Source organism: Pantoea cypripedii (assembly GCF_002095535.1).
In the GTDB taxonomy this organism is placed as follows: Bacteria; Pseudomonadota; Gammaproteobacteria; order Enterobacterales; family Enterobacteriaceae; genus Pantoea; species Pantoea cypripedii.
Map to the genome: position 1 here is coordinate 2,215,708 of NZ_MLJI01000001.1, position 15,648 is coordinate 2,231,355.

At 54.8% G+C, this 15,648-nt stretch carries 13 protein-coding genes; 9 read left to right on the forward strand and 4 right to left on the reverse strand.

Annotated elements, in window-relative coordinates; all coding sequences use genetic code 11:
* Positions 1 to 7: 7 nt before the first annotated feature.
* Positions 8 to 1,540: a Re/Si-specific NAD(P)(+) transhydrogenase subunit alpha gene (gene pntA / locus HA50_RS10285; protein ID WP_084874970.1), complete on the reverse strand. Its 1,533-nt coding sequence runs from the start codon at positions 1,538 to 1,540 to the stop codon at positions 8 to 10.
* Between the two features lie 540 nt (positions 1,541 to 2,080).
* Here pntA and ydgH point away from each other — a divergent pair.
* Positions 2,081 to 3,034: a DUF1471 family protein YdgH gene (gene ydgH / locus HA50_RS10290; RefSeq protein WP_084874972.1), complete on the forward strand. Its 954-nt coding sequence runs from the start codon at positions 2,081 to 2,083 to the stop codon at positions 3,032 to 3,034.
* Positions 3,035 to 3,241: 207 nt separating this feature from the next.
* Entirely contained in the window at positions 3,242 to 4,633 is a 1,392-nt protein-coding gene (locus HA50_RS10295) for a basic amino acid/polyamine antiporter (RefSeq protein ID WP_084874974.1), read from the forward strand.
* Here HA50_RS10295 and HA50_RS10300 read toward each other — a convergent pair.
* On the reverse strand, positions 4,630 to 5,043 hold the full coding sequence (locus tag HA50_RS10300; protein WP_084874976.1) for a hypothetical protein: 414 nt from the start codon (positions 5,041 to 5,043) through the stop codon (positions 4,630 to 4,632). The genes HA50_RS10295 and HA50_RS10300 overlap by 4 nt on opposite strands.
* Positions 5,044 to 5,220: 177 nt before the next feature.
* Here HA50_RS10300 and rstA point away from each other — a divergent pair, with 177 nt between their 5' ends.
* From rstA to HA50_RS10325, 6 genes are all read left to right on the forward strand, one after another.
* Positions 5,221 to 5,946 (forward strand): two-component system response regulator RstA, encoded by a 726-nt coding sequence (rstA, locus tag HA50_RS10305; protein WP_084874978.1) that lies wholly within the window; start codon positions 5,221 to 5,223, stop codon positions 5,944 to 5,946.
* Positions 5,943 to 7,250 carry a two-component system sensor histidine kinase RstB gene (gene rstB, locus HA50_RS10310; protein ID WP_084874980.1) on the forward strand — a complete coding sequence of 436 codons (1,308 nt, stop codon included), beginning with the start codon at positions 5,943 to 5,945 and terminating at the stop codon, positions 7,248 to 7,250. Before rstA ends, rstB begins: the two co-directional genes overlap by 4 nt.
* A gap of 14 nt (positions 7,251 to 7,264) precedes the next feature.
* Positions 7,265 to 8,752: a carboxypeptidase M32 gene (locus tag HA50_RS10315; RefSeq protein WP_084874982.1), complete on the forward strand. Its 1,488-nt coding sequence runs from the start codon at positions 7,265 to 7,267 to the stop codon at positions 8,750 to 8,752.
* 169 nt (positions 8,753 to 8,921) lie between these two features.
* Positions 8,922 to 9,365: an acid resistance repetitive basic protein Asr gene (asr, locus tag HA50_RS10320; RefSeq protein ID WP_021183150.1), complete on the forward strand. Its 444-nt coding sequence runs from the start codon at positions 8,922 to 8,924 to the stop codon at positions 9,363 to 9,365.
* Positions 9,366 to 9,448: 83 nt separating this feature from the next.
* Positions 9,449 to 9,529, forward strand: coding sequence for a small membrane protein YdgU (ydgU, locus tag HA50_RS32270; protein ID WP_462982560.1), 81 nt, complete (start codon positions 9,449 to 9,451; stop codon positions 9,527 to 9,529).
* 116 nt (positions 9,530 to 9,645) lie between these two features.
* Complete coding sequence (locus HA50_RS10325; protein ID WP_084874984.1) at positions 9,646 to 10,452, forward strand: trypsin-like serine peptidase; 807 nt, start codon at positions 9,646 to 9,648, stop codon at positions 10,450 to 10,452.
* A gap of 76 nt (positions 10,453 to 10,528) precedes the next feature.
* Here HA50_RS10325 and hrpA read toward each other — a convergent pair whose 3' ends face one another.
* Positions 10,529 to 14,425, reverse strand: a complete 3,897-nt coding sequence (hrpA, locus tag HA50_RS10330; protein WP_084874986.1) for an ATP-dependent RNA helicase HrpA — start codon at positions 14,423 to 14,425, stop codon at positions 10,529 to 10,531.
* 243 nt (positions 14,426 to 14,668) lie between these two features.
* On the opposite strand from hrpA, the gene azoR reads away from it, so the two are divergent.
* Positions 14,669 to 15,268: an FMN-dependent NADH-azoreductase gene (azoR, locus tag HA50_RS10335; RefSeq protein WP_084874988.1), complete on the forward strand. Its 600-nt coding sequence runs from the start codon at positions 14,669 to 14,671 to the stop codon at positions 15,266 to 15,268.
* 51 nt (positions 15,269 to 15,319) lie between these two features.
* Here azoR and HA50_RS10340 read toward each other — a convergent pair whose 3' ends face one another.
* Entirely contained in the window at positions 15,320 to 15,640 is a 321-nt protein-coding gene (locus HA50_RS10340) for a YdbL family probable chaperone protein (protein ID WP_084874990.1), read from the reverse strand.
* Positions 15,641 to 15,648: the final 8 nt, after the last annotated feature.

Sequence of the window (15,648 nt, forward strand, 5' to 3'; positions counted from 1 at the left end):
TTACCCCTTAATTCTTACGAAACATTTTCAGCATGCGCTGGGTGACAGTAAAGCCACCAAAGATGTTGATACTGGCGATCAGCACCGCGATAAATGCCAGCAGCGTAACCCAACCGCCGTGCCCCATCTGCAACACTGCGCCAACCACGATAATGCCGGAAATGGCGTTGGTCACGGACATCAGCGGGGTATGCAGCGCGTGGCTGACGTTCCACACCACGTAGTAACCCACCACGCAGGAGAGCGCGAACACGGTAAAGTGCGACAGGAATTCCGGCGGTGCGACGTTTGCCAGGCAGGCGAACAACACCACGGCCAGTGCCAGCAGCACAAATTTGCGCCACGGCGATGCCGGTTTTTCTTCAACTTTTTGTTTCGGCGCTGCGGCAGGTTGTGCGGCTTTCGGTGCAGCGGATACCTGAATCGGCGGGGCCGGCCAGGTCACTTCGCCGTCACGGATGACCGTCACACCACGAATCACCACGTCTTCGAAATCGACATTGATTTGACCGTCTTTCTCTTTACACAGCAGCTTCAGCAGGTTCACCAGGTTGGTGCCATACAGCTGAGAAGACTGGGTCGGCAGACGGCTTGGCAGATCGGTGTAACCAATGATCTTGACGCCGTTGCTGGTCAACGTGACCTGATCAGCAACGGTCAACTCACAGTTACCGCCGGTTTGCGCCGCCAGATCGACAATCACGCTTCCCGGATTCATGCTGGCAACCATCTCTTTGGTAATCAGCTTCGGTGCCGGTCTGCCCGGAATCAACGCCGTGGTGACGATGATGTCCACTTCTTTAGCCTGCGCGGCAAACAGTTCCATCTCCGCCTTAATAAAGGCCTCTGACATCACTTTGGCATAGCCGTCGCCGCTGCCCGCTTCTTCCTCGAAATCCAGCTCAAGGAACTCGGCACCCATACTCTGTACCTGTTCCTTCACTTCCGGACGGGTATCGAATGCACGCACGATAGCGCCCAGACTTCCCGCCGCGCCAATCGCAGCCAGGCCAGCCACGCCCGCACCAATCACCATCACTTTAGCGGGAGGCACTTTACCTGCCGCGGTGATTTGACCGGTAAAGAAACGGCCAAATTCATGCGCGGCTTCAACAATGGCACGATAACCGGCAATATTAGCCATCGAGCTGAGTGCATCCAGCGCCTGGGCGCGGGAAATACGCGGCACGGAATCCATCGCCATCACGGTGACCTTGCGCGCCGCCAGTTTTTCCAGCAGTGCCGGATTCTGTGCTGGCCAGATAAAGCTGACCAGGGTGCTACCTGCGCGCGTCAGCTCGATTTCAGCCTCGTCGGGCGCATTCACTTTCAACACGATATCTGACTGCCACACGTCAGCGGTGTTGCTGATGGTGGCCCCTGCGGCAACAAAACTTTCATCATCAAAGCTGGCACGAATACCTGCACCCTGCTCGATAGTGACGCTGAATCCCAGCTTGATCAGTTGCTCAACGGTTTTCGGCGTGGCGGCCACGCGCGATTCATTGGCTAACCGCTCTTTGGGTATCCCAATTAACATACTGTTTCCTTTCATCGGTTAAAGGATGAGGGTCTGTAAGCGGCACAGGCTCAGGTAACTGAAACGATGTTTCAGCTACTTATGAGCGAAATGCGCAATGTAACAAAGTCTTTATAACCTACTGAAAATATGAATAGCGATCCACAGCGATAATGCATACTTATGACATTCACACAAATATTCAGAAGCTAAGATTGAATGCCACGTTTTGCCACTGCATTTTGGTCATATTAAAAAATTATATGCTGTGCAAAATCGTGTCATGGCGAATTTAGTGTTATTAAAAACCTTTATTTAACAATACTTTAACTATTGCAGCACTAAGTGTTACCAGATTTAGTGGTAACGCGCACAAAAAAACGCCATAGCAGATACTGATGACAGCCCAATGAATAATCCGGGTAGATTGTCAATCTCTGTCGGATAAATTGGCTGAGACAGGCCGATTATTACATGTAATAATCAGCGGCTAATCTGTTATACATCAAGAGTCCAGCACGTTTTCGTACTCATTTTTGCGTAAGGCGAAGGATCATTTTTATGAAGCTTAAGAACACTATTCTGGCGTCCACCTTGTTATCACTGCTGGCAGCCAATGCGTTTGCTGCGCAGGAACTGACGCCGGAAAAAGCGGCCGCGTTGAAGCCATTCCAACGTATTAATATCACCGGCCGTTTCAACGCGATTGGCGACGCTGCAGACGCCGTCTCTAAACGTGCTGACGAATTGGGCGCTGCCTCTTATTACATTCAGGGCATCAACGACAGCAATGGCAACAGCGGCAACTGGCGCGTCACCGCAGACCTGTACCACGCGGACGCTCCTGAAGCATCAAAGCAGACTGAATACCTCAGCTACAATGGCGTAAAAGCGCTGCCAAAAGCAGAAGCTTACCGTCTGGAGCCGTTCGATACCGTTTCCGTCAGCGGCTTTTTCCCCAGCCAGCCGGATGTCAACGACGCCATTTCTAAAGCAGCGAAAGAGAAAGGCGCGGCCTCCTTCTTTATTGTGCGTCAGATCGATGCTAACAACGGCGGCAACCAGTACGTTACCGCTTATGTCTACAAAGCCGATGCTAAAGAACGCAAAGTTCAGAGCCCGAACCTGATCCCTGCTGATTCTGAAGCCGGTAAAGCCGCACTGGCCGCAGGTGGTGCAGCGGCGAAAAACGTTGAGATCCCGGGTGTCGCCTCTTCAGAAACCCCAACCTCTAAAGTGGGTCGTTTCTTCGAAACACAAACCTCCACCGGTGAGCGTTACACGGTCACCTTAGCCGACGGCAAGAAAATCCAGGAAGTGAACGCGATTACCGCCGCACAGATGCAGCCGTTTGATAGCGTGACCTTTACCGGTCACTTCGGTTCACCGACTGAAGTGTCTGAAGAAGTGGCAAAACGTGCCGGTGACAAAGGGGCGAAGTATTATCACGTTACCCGTCAGTGGCAGAACCAGAGCGGCGGCAACCTGACTGTAAGCGCTGACCTGTTCAAGTAAACCCCAGGCAGGGCGGCACCCGTCGCCCTGCTGTTTGCATAAAAGCTAACCTTCTCTGCATCATCATTCATTGCCTTCCCGTTGCGTACTCCGTAAAATCTGCCGCCTGATTTTCAGGGTATTCCGTTTTAAACCCGACGATTCGTCGCGTTAATATCCAGCGGAATCCTTTTTACCCAGCATACTCTGCTGCTCAGGAATGGCGTTTTGGATAAAAAATTAGGTCTTAGTGCACTCACCGCGCTGGTGCTCAGTTCAATGCTCGGTGCGGGTGTTTTTAGCCTGCCGCAAAATATGGCCGCCGTCGCCGGTCCGGCAGCGTTGCTGATTGGCTGGTTAATTACCGGTGTGGGAATTCTGTTTCTCTCCCTGGCGATGCTGTTGCTGACACGCCTCAAACCCGAGCTGGATGGTGGTATCTTCACCTATGCGCGCGCCGGATTTGGCGAGTTGATGGGATTCTGTTCGGCGTGGGGATACTGGCTTTGTGCGGTTATCGCCAACGTTTCCTATCTGGTGATTGTGTTTTCAGCGCTGAGTTTCTTTACCGATACGCCGGACCACGTGGTATTTGGTGATGGAAATACCTGGCAGGCGATGCTCGGTGCCTCGGTGCTGCTGTGGCTGGTCCATGCGTTGGTGCTGCGCGGCGTGCAAACGGCAGCCAGCATCAATTTGCTGGCGACCCTCGGCAAACTGGTTCCGCTGCTGCTGTTTGTGGTGCTGGCAGTGATGGCGTTTAACTACGATCGTTTCCGTCTTGATTTCCACGGTTTGGCGCTCGGTAAACCGCTGTGGGAACAGGTTAAGCAGACTATGCTGATCACCCTTTGGGTGTTTATCGGTGTTGAAGGTGCGGTGGTGGTCTCAGCCCGCGCGCGTCATAAGAAAGATGTGGGGCGCGCGACAATGCTGGCGGTGCTGGCCGCGCTGCTGGTTTATCTGCTGGTGACGCTGCTGTCGCTGGGTGTGGTACCGCGCGCGGAGCTGGCGCAAATGCGTAACCCTTCGATGGCTGGATTGATGCAGCATCTGATCGGCCACTGGGGTGACGCAGTCATCGCCGTCGGCTTGATCATCTCGGTATGCGGTGCCTACCTGAGCTGGACCATTATGGCCGCTGAAGTCCCGTTTCTCGCCGCGCAATTGGGGGCTTTTCCGCGCAGCATTGCCCGGCAGAACCGCCATAACTCCCCCGCTGCCTCGCTATGGCTAACCAACGGCAGCGTGCAGGTGTGTCTGATTCTGATTGCCGTCACCGGCGCGGATTACAACACCCTGCTTACCATCGCCTCGGAGATGATTCTCGTACCTTATCTGCTGGTCGGTCTCTATCTGATCAAGGTGGTTCGCGGGCAGCAAAAAACCCTGGCGATGCTGACGGGCATCAGTGCCAGCCTGTACGGTATCTGGCTGTTGTACGCGTCAGGTCCGTTACATCTGCTGCTGTCTGTGGTGCTTTACGCGCCGGGTGTACTGTTGTTTCTGTACGCGCGTCGTGGCGGCCGTGCCAGCCAGGCACTGTCACAGCTGGAACGTATCGCTATCGTCTTGTTAATCGCCGCGTCACTGCCTGCCGTATGGCAGCTGACGAATTAATGAGGCTGACCGGGGATGGTCACGCACAGCAGGTCGCCCTGCTGTGTCAGGTTGAGCGGCTTGCGGTATTCCTGATGGATAGCATCAAGCTGCTCCGCTGACAGCGGATAAGGTAACTGGATATCGAAACGGCTGATGTGCTGCTGTTCAGCCAGGGTGATCAGGCGCGCAATATTGATCTCATCACTGACCTGAGTTGAAATGATTTGTAATGCTAATTCTTTCAGATGATCGTCGCTGGCCTGTAGACTGTGCGCTGATTTACGGGTGACCATGCCAAAAATGGGCAACACACCATAAATGGCGTCAACGAAGCTCCAGCGTTTTTTGCACGAGGCGGAAAGGAAATCACTGTAATTGAAGCAGATGCGGTCACTGTATCCGGCTGAAGCCAGCTCTTTATCAGACACCCTCGCACTCCTCCTGTTTTTCATTACGGTTCCGAACCTTGCGCCACAACGCGCTGCTAATAATGGCACATTTCACGGCCCGGATACCAGAGAGCAAAGGATATTTCGTGCTGTAGCATAGAGCTCGACAGCTGAAAACGCTATGCTGCTGTCCATACTCACCAGTCACAGTGGATTATGAACAAGATTGTATATGTGGAAGATGAACCGGAAGTAGGCGAATTGATCGCTGCCTACCTCGGACGTCATGACATTGACGTGATTGTGGAAACGCGCGGTGACCGCGCAGAAGCCACCATTGCTGCCGCCGATCCCGATTTAGTGATGCTGGATATCATGCTGCCGGGCAAAGACGGCATGACCTTATGTCGCGACTTACGTGCCAGCTGGCAAGGCCCCATTGTGTTGCTGACCTCGCTCGACAGCGATATGAACCACATTCTGGCGCTGGAAATGGGTGCCAACGATTATATTCTGAAAACCACCCCACCTGCGGTGCTGCTGGCGCGCCTGCGTCTCCATTTGCGTCAGGCGCATATCGGCCAGCCGGAAGTCACCCCAGCGGTACAAAGTTCGCAGAAGGTACTGCGCTTTGGCTCGCTGACTATCGATGCGTTGAATCGTCAGGTCACGCTGTTTGAGGAACACATCACCCTTTCCACCGCGGACTTTGACCTGCTGTGGGAACTGGCCAACCACGCCGGGCAGATTCTCAACCGTGATGCGTTATTACAAACCCTGCGTGGCGTCAGCTATGACGGGATGGATCGCAGCATTGATGTGGCTATTTCGCGCCTGCGCAAGAAACTGTATGACAGCGCCACCGAGCCGTTCCGCATCAAAACCATCCGTAATAAAGGCTACCTGTTCGCGCCGCAGGCCTGGGATACCCGTTCCGCATGAGAAAGCTCTTTATCCAGTTCTATCTGTTACTTTTCGTCTGCTTTCTGGTGATGACCTTGCTGGTAGGACTGGTGTACAAATTCACCGCCGAACGCGCCGGACGCCAGTCGATGAACGATTTAATGGCCAGCTCGCTGTTTTTGATGCGCAGCGAGTTGCGCGAGATCCCGCCGCGTGACTGGAACAAAACCATCCGCAGCCTCGATCTCGATTTATCCTTTAATCTGCACATCGAGCCGATGAGTAAGTATGAACTGGACGAGCCGGATATGAAGCGGTTACGTGCAGGCGAAATCGTCGCGCTTGACGATCAATACACCTTCCTGCAACACATTCCGCGCAGCCATTACGTGTTATCCGTTGGCCCGATTCCTTACCTGTTTTACCTGCACCAAATGCGTCTGCTGGATATCGCTCTGCTGGCTTTTATCGGTATGTCGCTGGCGCTGCCGGTGTTTATCTGGATGCGTCCCCACTGGAAAGAGATGCTGCGACTGGAAAAGGCGGCGCAGCGCTTTGGGCGCGGTGAACTGGATGTGCGTACCCATTTTGACAGCACTTCCAGCCTGTTCCGCCTCGGTGTCGCCTTCAACCAGATGGCCGATAACATCAACACGCTGGTTGCCAGTAAGAAGCAGTTGATCGACGGTATCGCCCATGAATTACGCACCCCGCTGGTACGTTTGCGCTACCGGCTGGAGATGAGTGAAAACCTGAGCGAAAATGAATCTGCCGCGCTGAACCGGGATATCGGCCAGCTGGAAAGCTTAATCGAGGAGCTGCTGACCTATGCGCGCCTCGACCGTCCGCGTGTCGATCTCACTCTGAAATCTTTTGACCTCGCCGAATGGCTGCGCCTGCATATTGAAGATGTGCAGGCGGTGAATCCGCAGGCGCAGATCGATCTCGACATTCCGCAGCGTGAAAACTTTGGTGTCGCTGATACCCGCCTGATGGAGCGCGTGCTGGATAACCTGGTCAATAACGCGCTGCGCTACGCACAACAACGGCTGCGCGTCAGCCTGTGGTTTGATGGCAGTATCGGGTGTTTGCAGGTAGAAGATGACGGTCCGGGTATTCCACAGGAAGAACGTGAGCGCGTGTTTGAGCCTTTTGTGCGCCTCGATCCCAGCCGCGATCGTGCTACCGGCGGTTGTGGCCTCGGCCTGGCGATTGTGCATTCCATCGCCCTTGCGTTGCAGGGCAATGTCACTATCGAGAGCAGCCCGCTGGGTGGTGCCAGTGTTCGCTTTTGCTGGCCGGTTGATCTACCCTTGCGGGAAATCCCGTCGCGCTTAACCTAACAAGGAGTTTCCCCGTGTCCTCAGCTTATCAGGAACTTAGCCGCACTTTTCTGCGTCTGTCTCGCTTCGGCCATTTAGGCGCTATCGCCGGTGTGGATATGCAAACCACCATGCCTGCCGGTGGCAGCCGCGCCCGTGGCGAGGCCATGGCCGAGCTGAGCGTATTTATGCACGAAATCCTGACCGATAAACGCCTCGGTGGCTTGTTTGATGCCGCGCAGCAGGAGTCTCTCAATGATGTGGAGCAGGCAAACCTGACGGAAATGCGCCGTGCCTGGCAACAGGCTACCCTTCTCCCGGCCTCATTAGTTGAAGCCAAATCGCTGGCGGGTTCCCGTTGTGAACACGCCTGGCGTCAGCAGCGTCCGGCGAATGACTGGCAGGGATTCGCTGCCAATCTGAAAGACGTGGTGAAACTGAGCCGCGAAGAAGCGCAGCTGCGCGCTGAGGCGCTCGGCGTCTCCCGCTACGATGCGCTGCTTGACGTGTTCGAACCGGGTATGACCAGCGCTCAGCTTGACCAGACCTTTGGCGAGTTAAAAAGCTGGCTGCCGCAACTGCTGCAAAAAGTGGTGGCAAAGCAACAGCAGCATCCCGTCACCACGCCGGTCGGGCCGTTTGCTATCGAATCACAGAAACAACTCGGGTTGAGCCTGATGGGCACCCTCGGTTTCGATTTCAATCATGGCCGTCTCGACGTCAGCGCTCACCCTTTCTGCGGCGGTGTGCCGGAAGATGTGCGTATCACCACCCGTTACAATGAGAATGAATTTCTCAGCGCGATGATGGGGGTGATCCACGAAACCGGACACGCCCGTTACGAACAGAATCTGCCCCAGCAGTGGCGCGGTCAGCCGGTGGCGCATGCGCGTTCCACCGCGATGCACGAATCGCAAAGTCTGTTTATGGAGATGCAGCTGGGACGCAGCCGCGAGTTTCTGCAACGAATCCAGCCGCAGGTGATTGCGCTGATGGGCGATCAACCCGCCCTCGCCAGTGACAACTTTATTCGTCTGACACAACGTGTGAAACCGGGTCTGATCCGTGTCGATGCCGACGAACTCAGCTATCCGGCACACGTGATTTTACGTTACGAGATTGAGCGTGCCTTGATTGAGGGCGAGATTGAGGTTGATGACATTCCGGCGCTGTGGGATGAAAAGATGCAGGATTCACTCGGCATGGATACACGCGGTAATTATCGTGATGGCTGTATGCAGGATATCCACTGGACGGACGGTGCTTTTGGTTACTTCCCGACCTACACACTCGGGGCCATGTATGCTGCACAGCTGTTCCAGGCGGTGAAGCGTGCCATTCCCCAGGTGAGCGAGCTGATTCTGCAGGGGGATTTGCAACCGGTGTTTGACTGGCTGCAACAGAATATCTGGCAGCACGGCAGCCGTTTCCCAACCGGGCAATTGCTGGTCAACGCCACCGGAGAAACCTTAAATCCGCACTATTTCCGCCAACACCTTGAACAACGCTATCTGGCTGATTAAACTGCGCGGCGGCCTTGCTGGCCGCCTTTTCCATTCCTTTACTTTCCTTTGTACATTCCGTTACACGCCGATACCAATCCCTCACGGAAAGAACTTCTGCAATTTCATATAGTCATTTCACCGGCCCCGCAGTGGGCTACACATGAAAAAATAGTTCGAGGAATTTGCAATGAAAAAATTATTTGCGCTGGTGATCGCCGCTGCTATGGGTCTGTCTTCTGTAGCTTTCGCAGCTGAAACCACTGCTACCCCGGCTCCGGCTGCTGCTGCAACCACTACCGCTGCACCGGTTAAACATAAAGCGACTACGCATAAACACAAGAAAGCCGCTGCTCAGAAAGCTCAGGCTGCCAAGAAACACAAAAAAGTAGCGAAGAAAGCTCCGGCTGCGCAGAAAGCTCAGGCTGCTAAAAAGCACCACAAAAAAGCAACCAAACCAGCTGCACAGAAAGCCCAGGCTGCTAAAAAGCACCACAAAAAAGCAACCAAACCGGCTGCACAGAAAGCCCAGGCTGCTAAAAAACACCACAAAAAAGTAACTAAACCTGCTGCACAGAAAGCTCAGGCTGCTAAAAAGCACCACAAAAAAGCGACCAAAAAAGCCGCTAAATAAGGTTGCCTCCGCGCGCCCGACCTTGCATTAATGATTGAAAACACCCGGTTCTGCCGGGTGTTTGTTTACTGGAGTAGCGGAACATGGTGCGTCGCTATCGCTTCGAAATCATTCTGATTGTGGTGATCCTGTGCGGCATTGTCGCAGCCAGCTTTTTTATTTAGTCGTTGTAGCGTGCTGATTATCCCAATATTTCTCCCTTTTTTACCGCTCACCGACTATAGTTATCGCTCAAGCGTGATGACAAAAACCTCTACTTATTCTCGCCATTGAGAGAACTATGCGCCTGGCTATCCTGTTATTTGTTGGTATTTTCAGTTTTAACCTCGCAGCACATGCCGATGATGAAGACGGGCCAAGCCCGGACGAGATTAAAACGCTGTTCTTTGGCAAGGATCACCGCAAAGCCATCACTGATGTCAGCGCTGCGCCCTGGGATGCCATTGGTCAACTGGAGACCGAAAGCGGCAATCTTTGCACAGCGACGTTGATTTCTGCCCATCTGGCATTAACCGCAGGTCACTGTTTACTGACCCCACCAGGCAAATTCGATAAGCCGGTGGCGCTGCGTTTTATGGCTGGCAAAAAAGGCTGGCGCTATGAAATTCATGATATTGATGCGCGCGTGGAACCCTCACTGGCACGCAAGCTGAAAGCCGATGGTGAAGGCTGGATTGTCCCACCTGACGCCGCACCTTTTGATTACGGTTTGATTATCCTGCACAACCCGCCCTCCGCGATTACACCGATTCCGCTGTTTGACGGTTCGCGTAGCGATCTGACGGACGCGCTGAAAGCCACAGGACGTCAGGTAACTCAGGCCGGTTACCCGGCAGATCATCTGGATACGCTGTATTCGCACAGCGATTGTCTGATTACCGGCTGGGCACAGCGCGCGGTATTGTCGCACCAATGCGATACCCTGCCTGGCGACAGTGGTTCACCGCTGCTGCTGAAGAAAGATGACGGCTGGCAATTAATTGCGGTACAAAGCTCCGCCCCTGCTCCCGCCGATCGTTACCGTGCGGATAACCGCGCCATTGCGGTCACCTCATTCCGCGACAAGCTGGAAGAGTTAGCGCAATAACATTGCGCTTTACTCAAAACCCGCGCGATAAATCGCGCCGCTACAATGAATGAGCGTTGCCTGTGGCAACGCGCGATCAGTTTATCTGCTCCATGGTCTGCAAAATGCGTTTATCCGAAATCGGATAAGGCGTCCCCAGTTGCTGGGCAAAGTAGCTGATACGCAACTCTTCCAGCATCCAGCGAATCGCCAGCACTTCCGCATCATCCTGACGCTGCGGCGGCAGCTTGTTACGCCAGCTTTGCCATGCCTGCTCCACCGCCTGCACTTTCAGCATCCGGGCGCGATCGCTGTGCGGATCGACCGGCAATTTCTCCAGACGGCGCTCAATGCCCTGCAAATAACGCAAGGTATCTGCCAGACGCTGCCAGCCGTTGCCGGTCACGAAACCGCGATACACCAGCCCGCTCATCTGATTCTTAATATCCGCCAGTGCCAGCGCCAGTGACATATCCACCCGGCCTTTCAGGCGTTTGTTGATATTGAAAACGCAGGTCAGGATCTGTTCCACCTGTTTCGCAATGGTGACAACCGTCTCGTTCAGTTCGGCACGCACTTTATCGCGCAGCTGCTCAAAGTTCTCCTGTTGCCACGCCGGGCCGCCTGCTTCGCCCATCAGCTTATCCACACCGCAGGCGATGCAGTCGTCAATCAGCTCCAGCACCTTGCCATACGGGTTAAAGTACAAGCCGAGCTTGGCCTTGTTGGGCAGCTTCTCATGCAGATACTTGATAGGCGATGGGATGTTCAGCAGCAATAAGCGACGCTGACCGCGCCACATCATTTTTTGTTGCTCCTGCTCGCTGTCGAACAGGCGAATCGCAACGCTATCTTTCTCATCCACCAGCGCAGGCCAGGCTTTAACCTGATAGCTACCGCGTTTCTGCTCATAGCTTTGCGGTAAATCGCCGAAGCTCCAGATATGCAGACCGCTTTGCTCCAGCCCGTCATCCGCCACTTTGGACAGCGTTTCCTGTACTTTGCCTTTCAGTGCCAGCTTCAGCTGATGCAGGTCTTTGCCTTCCTGTAACTTGCGGTTGTGTTCATCCACCACGCGGAAGGTCATTTTCAGGTGATCGGGCACCTGATCCCATTGCCAGGCTTCGCGGTCAATGGTGACCCCCGTCATCCGGCGGAACTCACGCTCCAGCGCGTCCAGCAACGGCAATTCCAGCGCGGTGACACGACCGAGGAAGGCTTCAGCATAGTTTGGCGCGGGCACCAGATTGCGTCGTACCGGTTTCGGTAACGATTTAATCAGGGCAATCACCAGCTCGCGGCGCACGCCAGGGATTTGCCACTCGAACCCGGCCTCATCCACCTGGTTCAGCAACGGCAGTGGAATATGTACCGTCACCCCATCGGCATCGGCACCCGGTTCAAACTGGTAACTGAGTTTCAGCTTCAGGTTGCCCTGATGCCAGAAATTCGGGTAATCAAGCTGGCTGACTTTTTCCGCACCGTCCTTAATCAGCATCTGTTTATCGAAGCTGAGCAGGTCAGGATTGTCCTTGCTGGCTTTTTTCCACCAGTTGTCAAAATGACGCGCCGAAACGACGTCACTGGCGATACGCCGATCGTAAAAGGCAAACAACGTCTCATCATCGACCAGGATATCGCGCCGACGCGATTTATGTTCCAGATCTTCGACTTCGCTACGCAGCTTCTGATTGTTGCGGAAAAAGGCGTGACGCGTCTGCCAGTCACCTTCCACCAGCGCATGGCGGATAAACAATTCACGGCTCAGCGGCGCGTCGATTTGGCTGTAATTCACCTTGCGTGCCTGCACAATCGGCAAACCGTACAGCGTGACCTTTTCCGTCGCCATCACGGCGCCCTGGGCTTTCTCCCAGTGCGGCTCGCTGTAGCTGCGCTTGATCAGATGCTGTGCCAGCGGCTCGATCCACTCTGGATCGATGCGGGCGGCGATACGTCCCCACAGACGACTGGTTTCCACCAGTTCCGCCACCATGGTCCATTTTGGCGGTTTTTTGAACAGACCGGAACCGGGGAAGATGGAGAAGTGGGCATTGCGTGCGCCAGTAAACTCCTGTTTATCGGCATCTTTCTGGCCGATATGCGATAGCAGCCCGCTCAGCAAAGCGCAGTGAACTTCACGATACGGTGCCGGTTCGCTGTTGACCGGCATCCCCTGCTCACGCACCACCTGGCGCAGCTGGGTGTAAATATCCTGCCATTCACGTACGCGCAGATAGTTGAGGTAGTCGCTTTTACACTGGCGACGGAACTGATTCCCTGACAGCGCTTTTTGCTGTTCCTGTAGATAGTTCCATAAATTCACGAACGTGAGAAAGTCGGACTCTTTCTCTGCAAATCGCCGATGTTTCTCGTCCGATGCCTGCTGTTTCTCCACCGGACGCTCACGCGGATCCTGAATCGAGAGCGCCGCAGTGATGATCATCGCTTCGCGCACACACCCAAATTTCTGCGCTTCCAGCACCATACGCGCCAGGCGTGGGTCCACCGGCAGCGATGCCAGCTGCCGCCCAGATGCGGTCAGTTTGTAGTGCCCGTCTTCATTGACGGTGATCGCCCCCAGCTCCTCCAGCAACCTGACCCCGTCCTGAATATTGCGTTTATCCGGGGCTTCAACAAACGGGAACGCGCCAATATCGCCGAGGCCGAGCGCGGTCATCTGCAAAATAACCGACGCGAGGTTGGTACGCAGAATCTCCGGGTCGGTAAATTCCGGGCGGCTCAGGAAATCGTCTTCTGAGTACAGCCGGATACAGATGCCTTCCGAGACACGGCCGCAGCGGCCTTTACGCTGATTGGCTGAGGCCTGGGAGACCGGCTCAATCGGCAGGCGCTGCACTTTGGTGCGATAGCTATAGCGACTGATACGCGCCGTGCCGGGGTCAATAACGTATTTAATGCCCGGTACAGTGAGCGAGGTTTCCGCCACGTTGGTCGCCAGCACGATGCGCCGTCCGCTGTGGGACTGGAACACCCGGTTCTGTTCCGCATTCGACAGACGCGCATACAGCGGCAGAATTTCGGTATGCGGCAGATCACGTTTCATCAGCGCATCGGCGGTATCGCGGATTTCACGCTCACCGCTCATAAAAATCAGGATATCGCCCCGGCTTTCCTGGCCCAGCTCATCCACCGCATCAAAGATGGCCTGAAGCTGGTCACGATCGGTGTCGTCCGCTTCTTCAACGATGGGACGGTAACGCACTTCCACCGGGAAGGTGCGGCCAGAAACTTCAATCACCGGCGCGTTGTTAAAGTGGCGCGAAAAGCGCTGCGGATCGATGGTCGCAGAGGTGATGATCACCTTGAGATCCGGGCGACGCGGCAGCAGCTCGCGCAGATAACCCAGCAGAAAATCGATGTTCAGGCTGCGTTCATGCGCTTCATCGATGATGATGGTATCGTACTGCAACAACATGCGGTCCTGCTGAATCTCTGCCAGCAGAATACCGTCGGTCATCAACTTCACCTGGGTGGTGTCGCTGACCTGATCATTAAAACGGACCTTATAACCAATGCAGCCACCGAGCGAGGTCTCCAGTTCGTCGGCAATACGGTTGGCGACGGTACGTGCAGCCAGACGGCGCGGCTGGGTATGACCAATCAACCCTTTCACACCCCGACCCAGCGTCAGACAGATTTTCGGCAGCTGTGTCGTTTTGCCCGAGCCGGTTTCACCCGCAACAATCACCACCTGATGGTCGCGAATGGCCTCGGCAATCGCCTGCTGTTTCTGGCTGACGGGCAGATTTTCCGGGAAAGTGATGCGTGGCGTCGCGGCCATACGCTGGGCGACGCGCTGCTCCGCCTGGCTGAACTCGGCCTCCAGCTCGGTAGCAATCCCCTCTTGTGCGGCGGGATTTTTCACTTTGGTTGCGCCATGTAGCCGACGTTGCAAACGCTGGCGATCACGCAACATCAGGTTTTCGAGTCGCGTCCACAACGGGGCCAAAGGAGAAGTAACGGATGATGACATAGTGATGAGTTACCTGTTGTGGCAATGCTCCGGCACTGCCGACCGGAAATACCGGCGGATTCAATCAATTAATGAGCGGCATCATAGCATAATTTGCCCCTGCCGCCCTGACCATGCGTGCTGCCTTATTCAATAAATTCGAACATAGGTCTCGAAATATTGCGCTTTTACCCGGCCCTGAATCTTCGTAGAGTGTAACGCATTGAGCGGTAAGCCTTCCGCGTAAACAAACAGGAAAACACCATGAGCAAAGTATTAGTTCTGAAATCCAGCATCCTTGCAGGTTACTCTCAGTCCAGCCAACTGGCTGATTTCTATGTTGAGCAGGCAAAGAGCAAAGGTGATGAAGTCACCGTTCGTGACCTGGCCGCTGACCCGATTCCGGTTCTGGACGGTGAGCTGGTTGGCGCGCTGCGTCCTTCTGACACTCCGCTGTCACCGCGTCAGCAGGAAGCACTGACTCTGTCAGATGCGCTGATTGCTGAGCTGCAGGCTCATGATGTGGTTGTTATCGCTGCGCCGATGTACAACTTCAACATTCCGACCCAGCTGAAAAACTACTTCGACCTGATTGCCCGTGCTGGCGTCACTTTCCGTTACACCGAAGCGGGCCCGGAAGGTCTGGTGAAAGGTAAACGTGCGGTGATCCTGTCCAGCCGTGGCGGCATCCACAAAGACACCCCGACCGACCTGCTGACCCCGTACGTTAAGGTGTTCCTCGGCTTCATCGGTATCACTGACGTGAACTTCGTGTTCGCAGAAGGTATTGCTTACGGTCCGGAAGTCGCGACCAAAGCAACCAGCGATGCTAAAGACGCGATCAAAGAGATTGCTGCTGCATAAGCAAAACTGTGTCATCTTTTAGCCGGGCCTGAGCGCCCGGCTTTTTTTTGCCTATTTTTGCAGCCATTGCCCGTTAATTCCCTGCACATACTCGCCAGATCCGGCACGATTCACCAGTTTTTCTCCGGCAATGCGCGCCACTTCACCGGTGGTCAAATTGTTCTGCTGCGCCACGCGCTGATATTGCTGGCTACGTCCGTCGTTGATGCGTTTGACCAGCGCCAGCGTCTCACTGTCCTGCTGACGCGCCGCAATATATCCGCTCAAAGTTTCACCGACCCGCCCCTGCTGGCGGGCCTGATCGAGCGTCAGCGCCCAGGCGGAAGGCACCAGTAACAGCGCCAATAGCAGAACTATCCCTTTACGCTTCATCGCCCCCC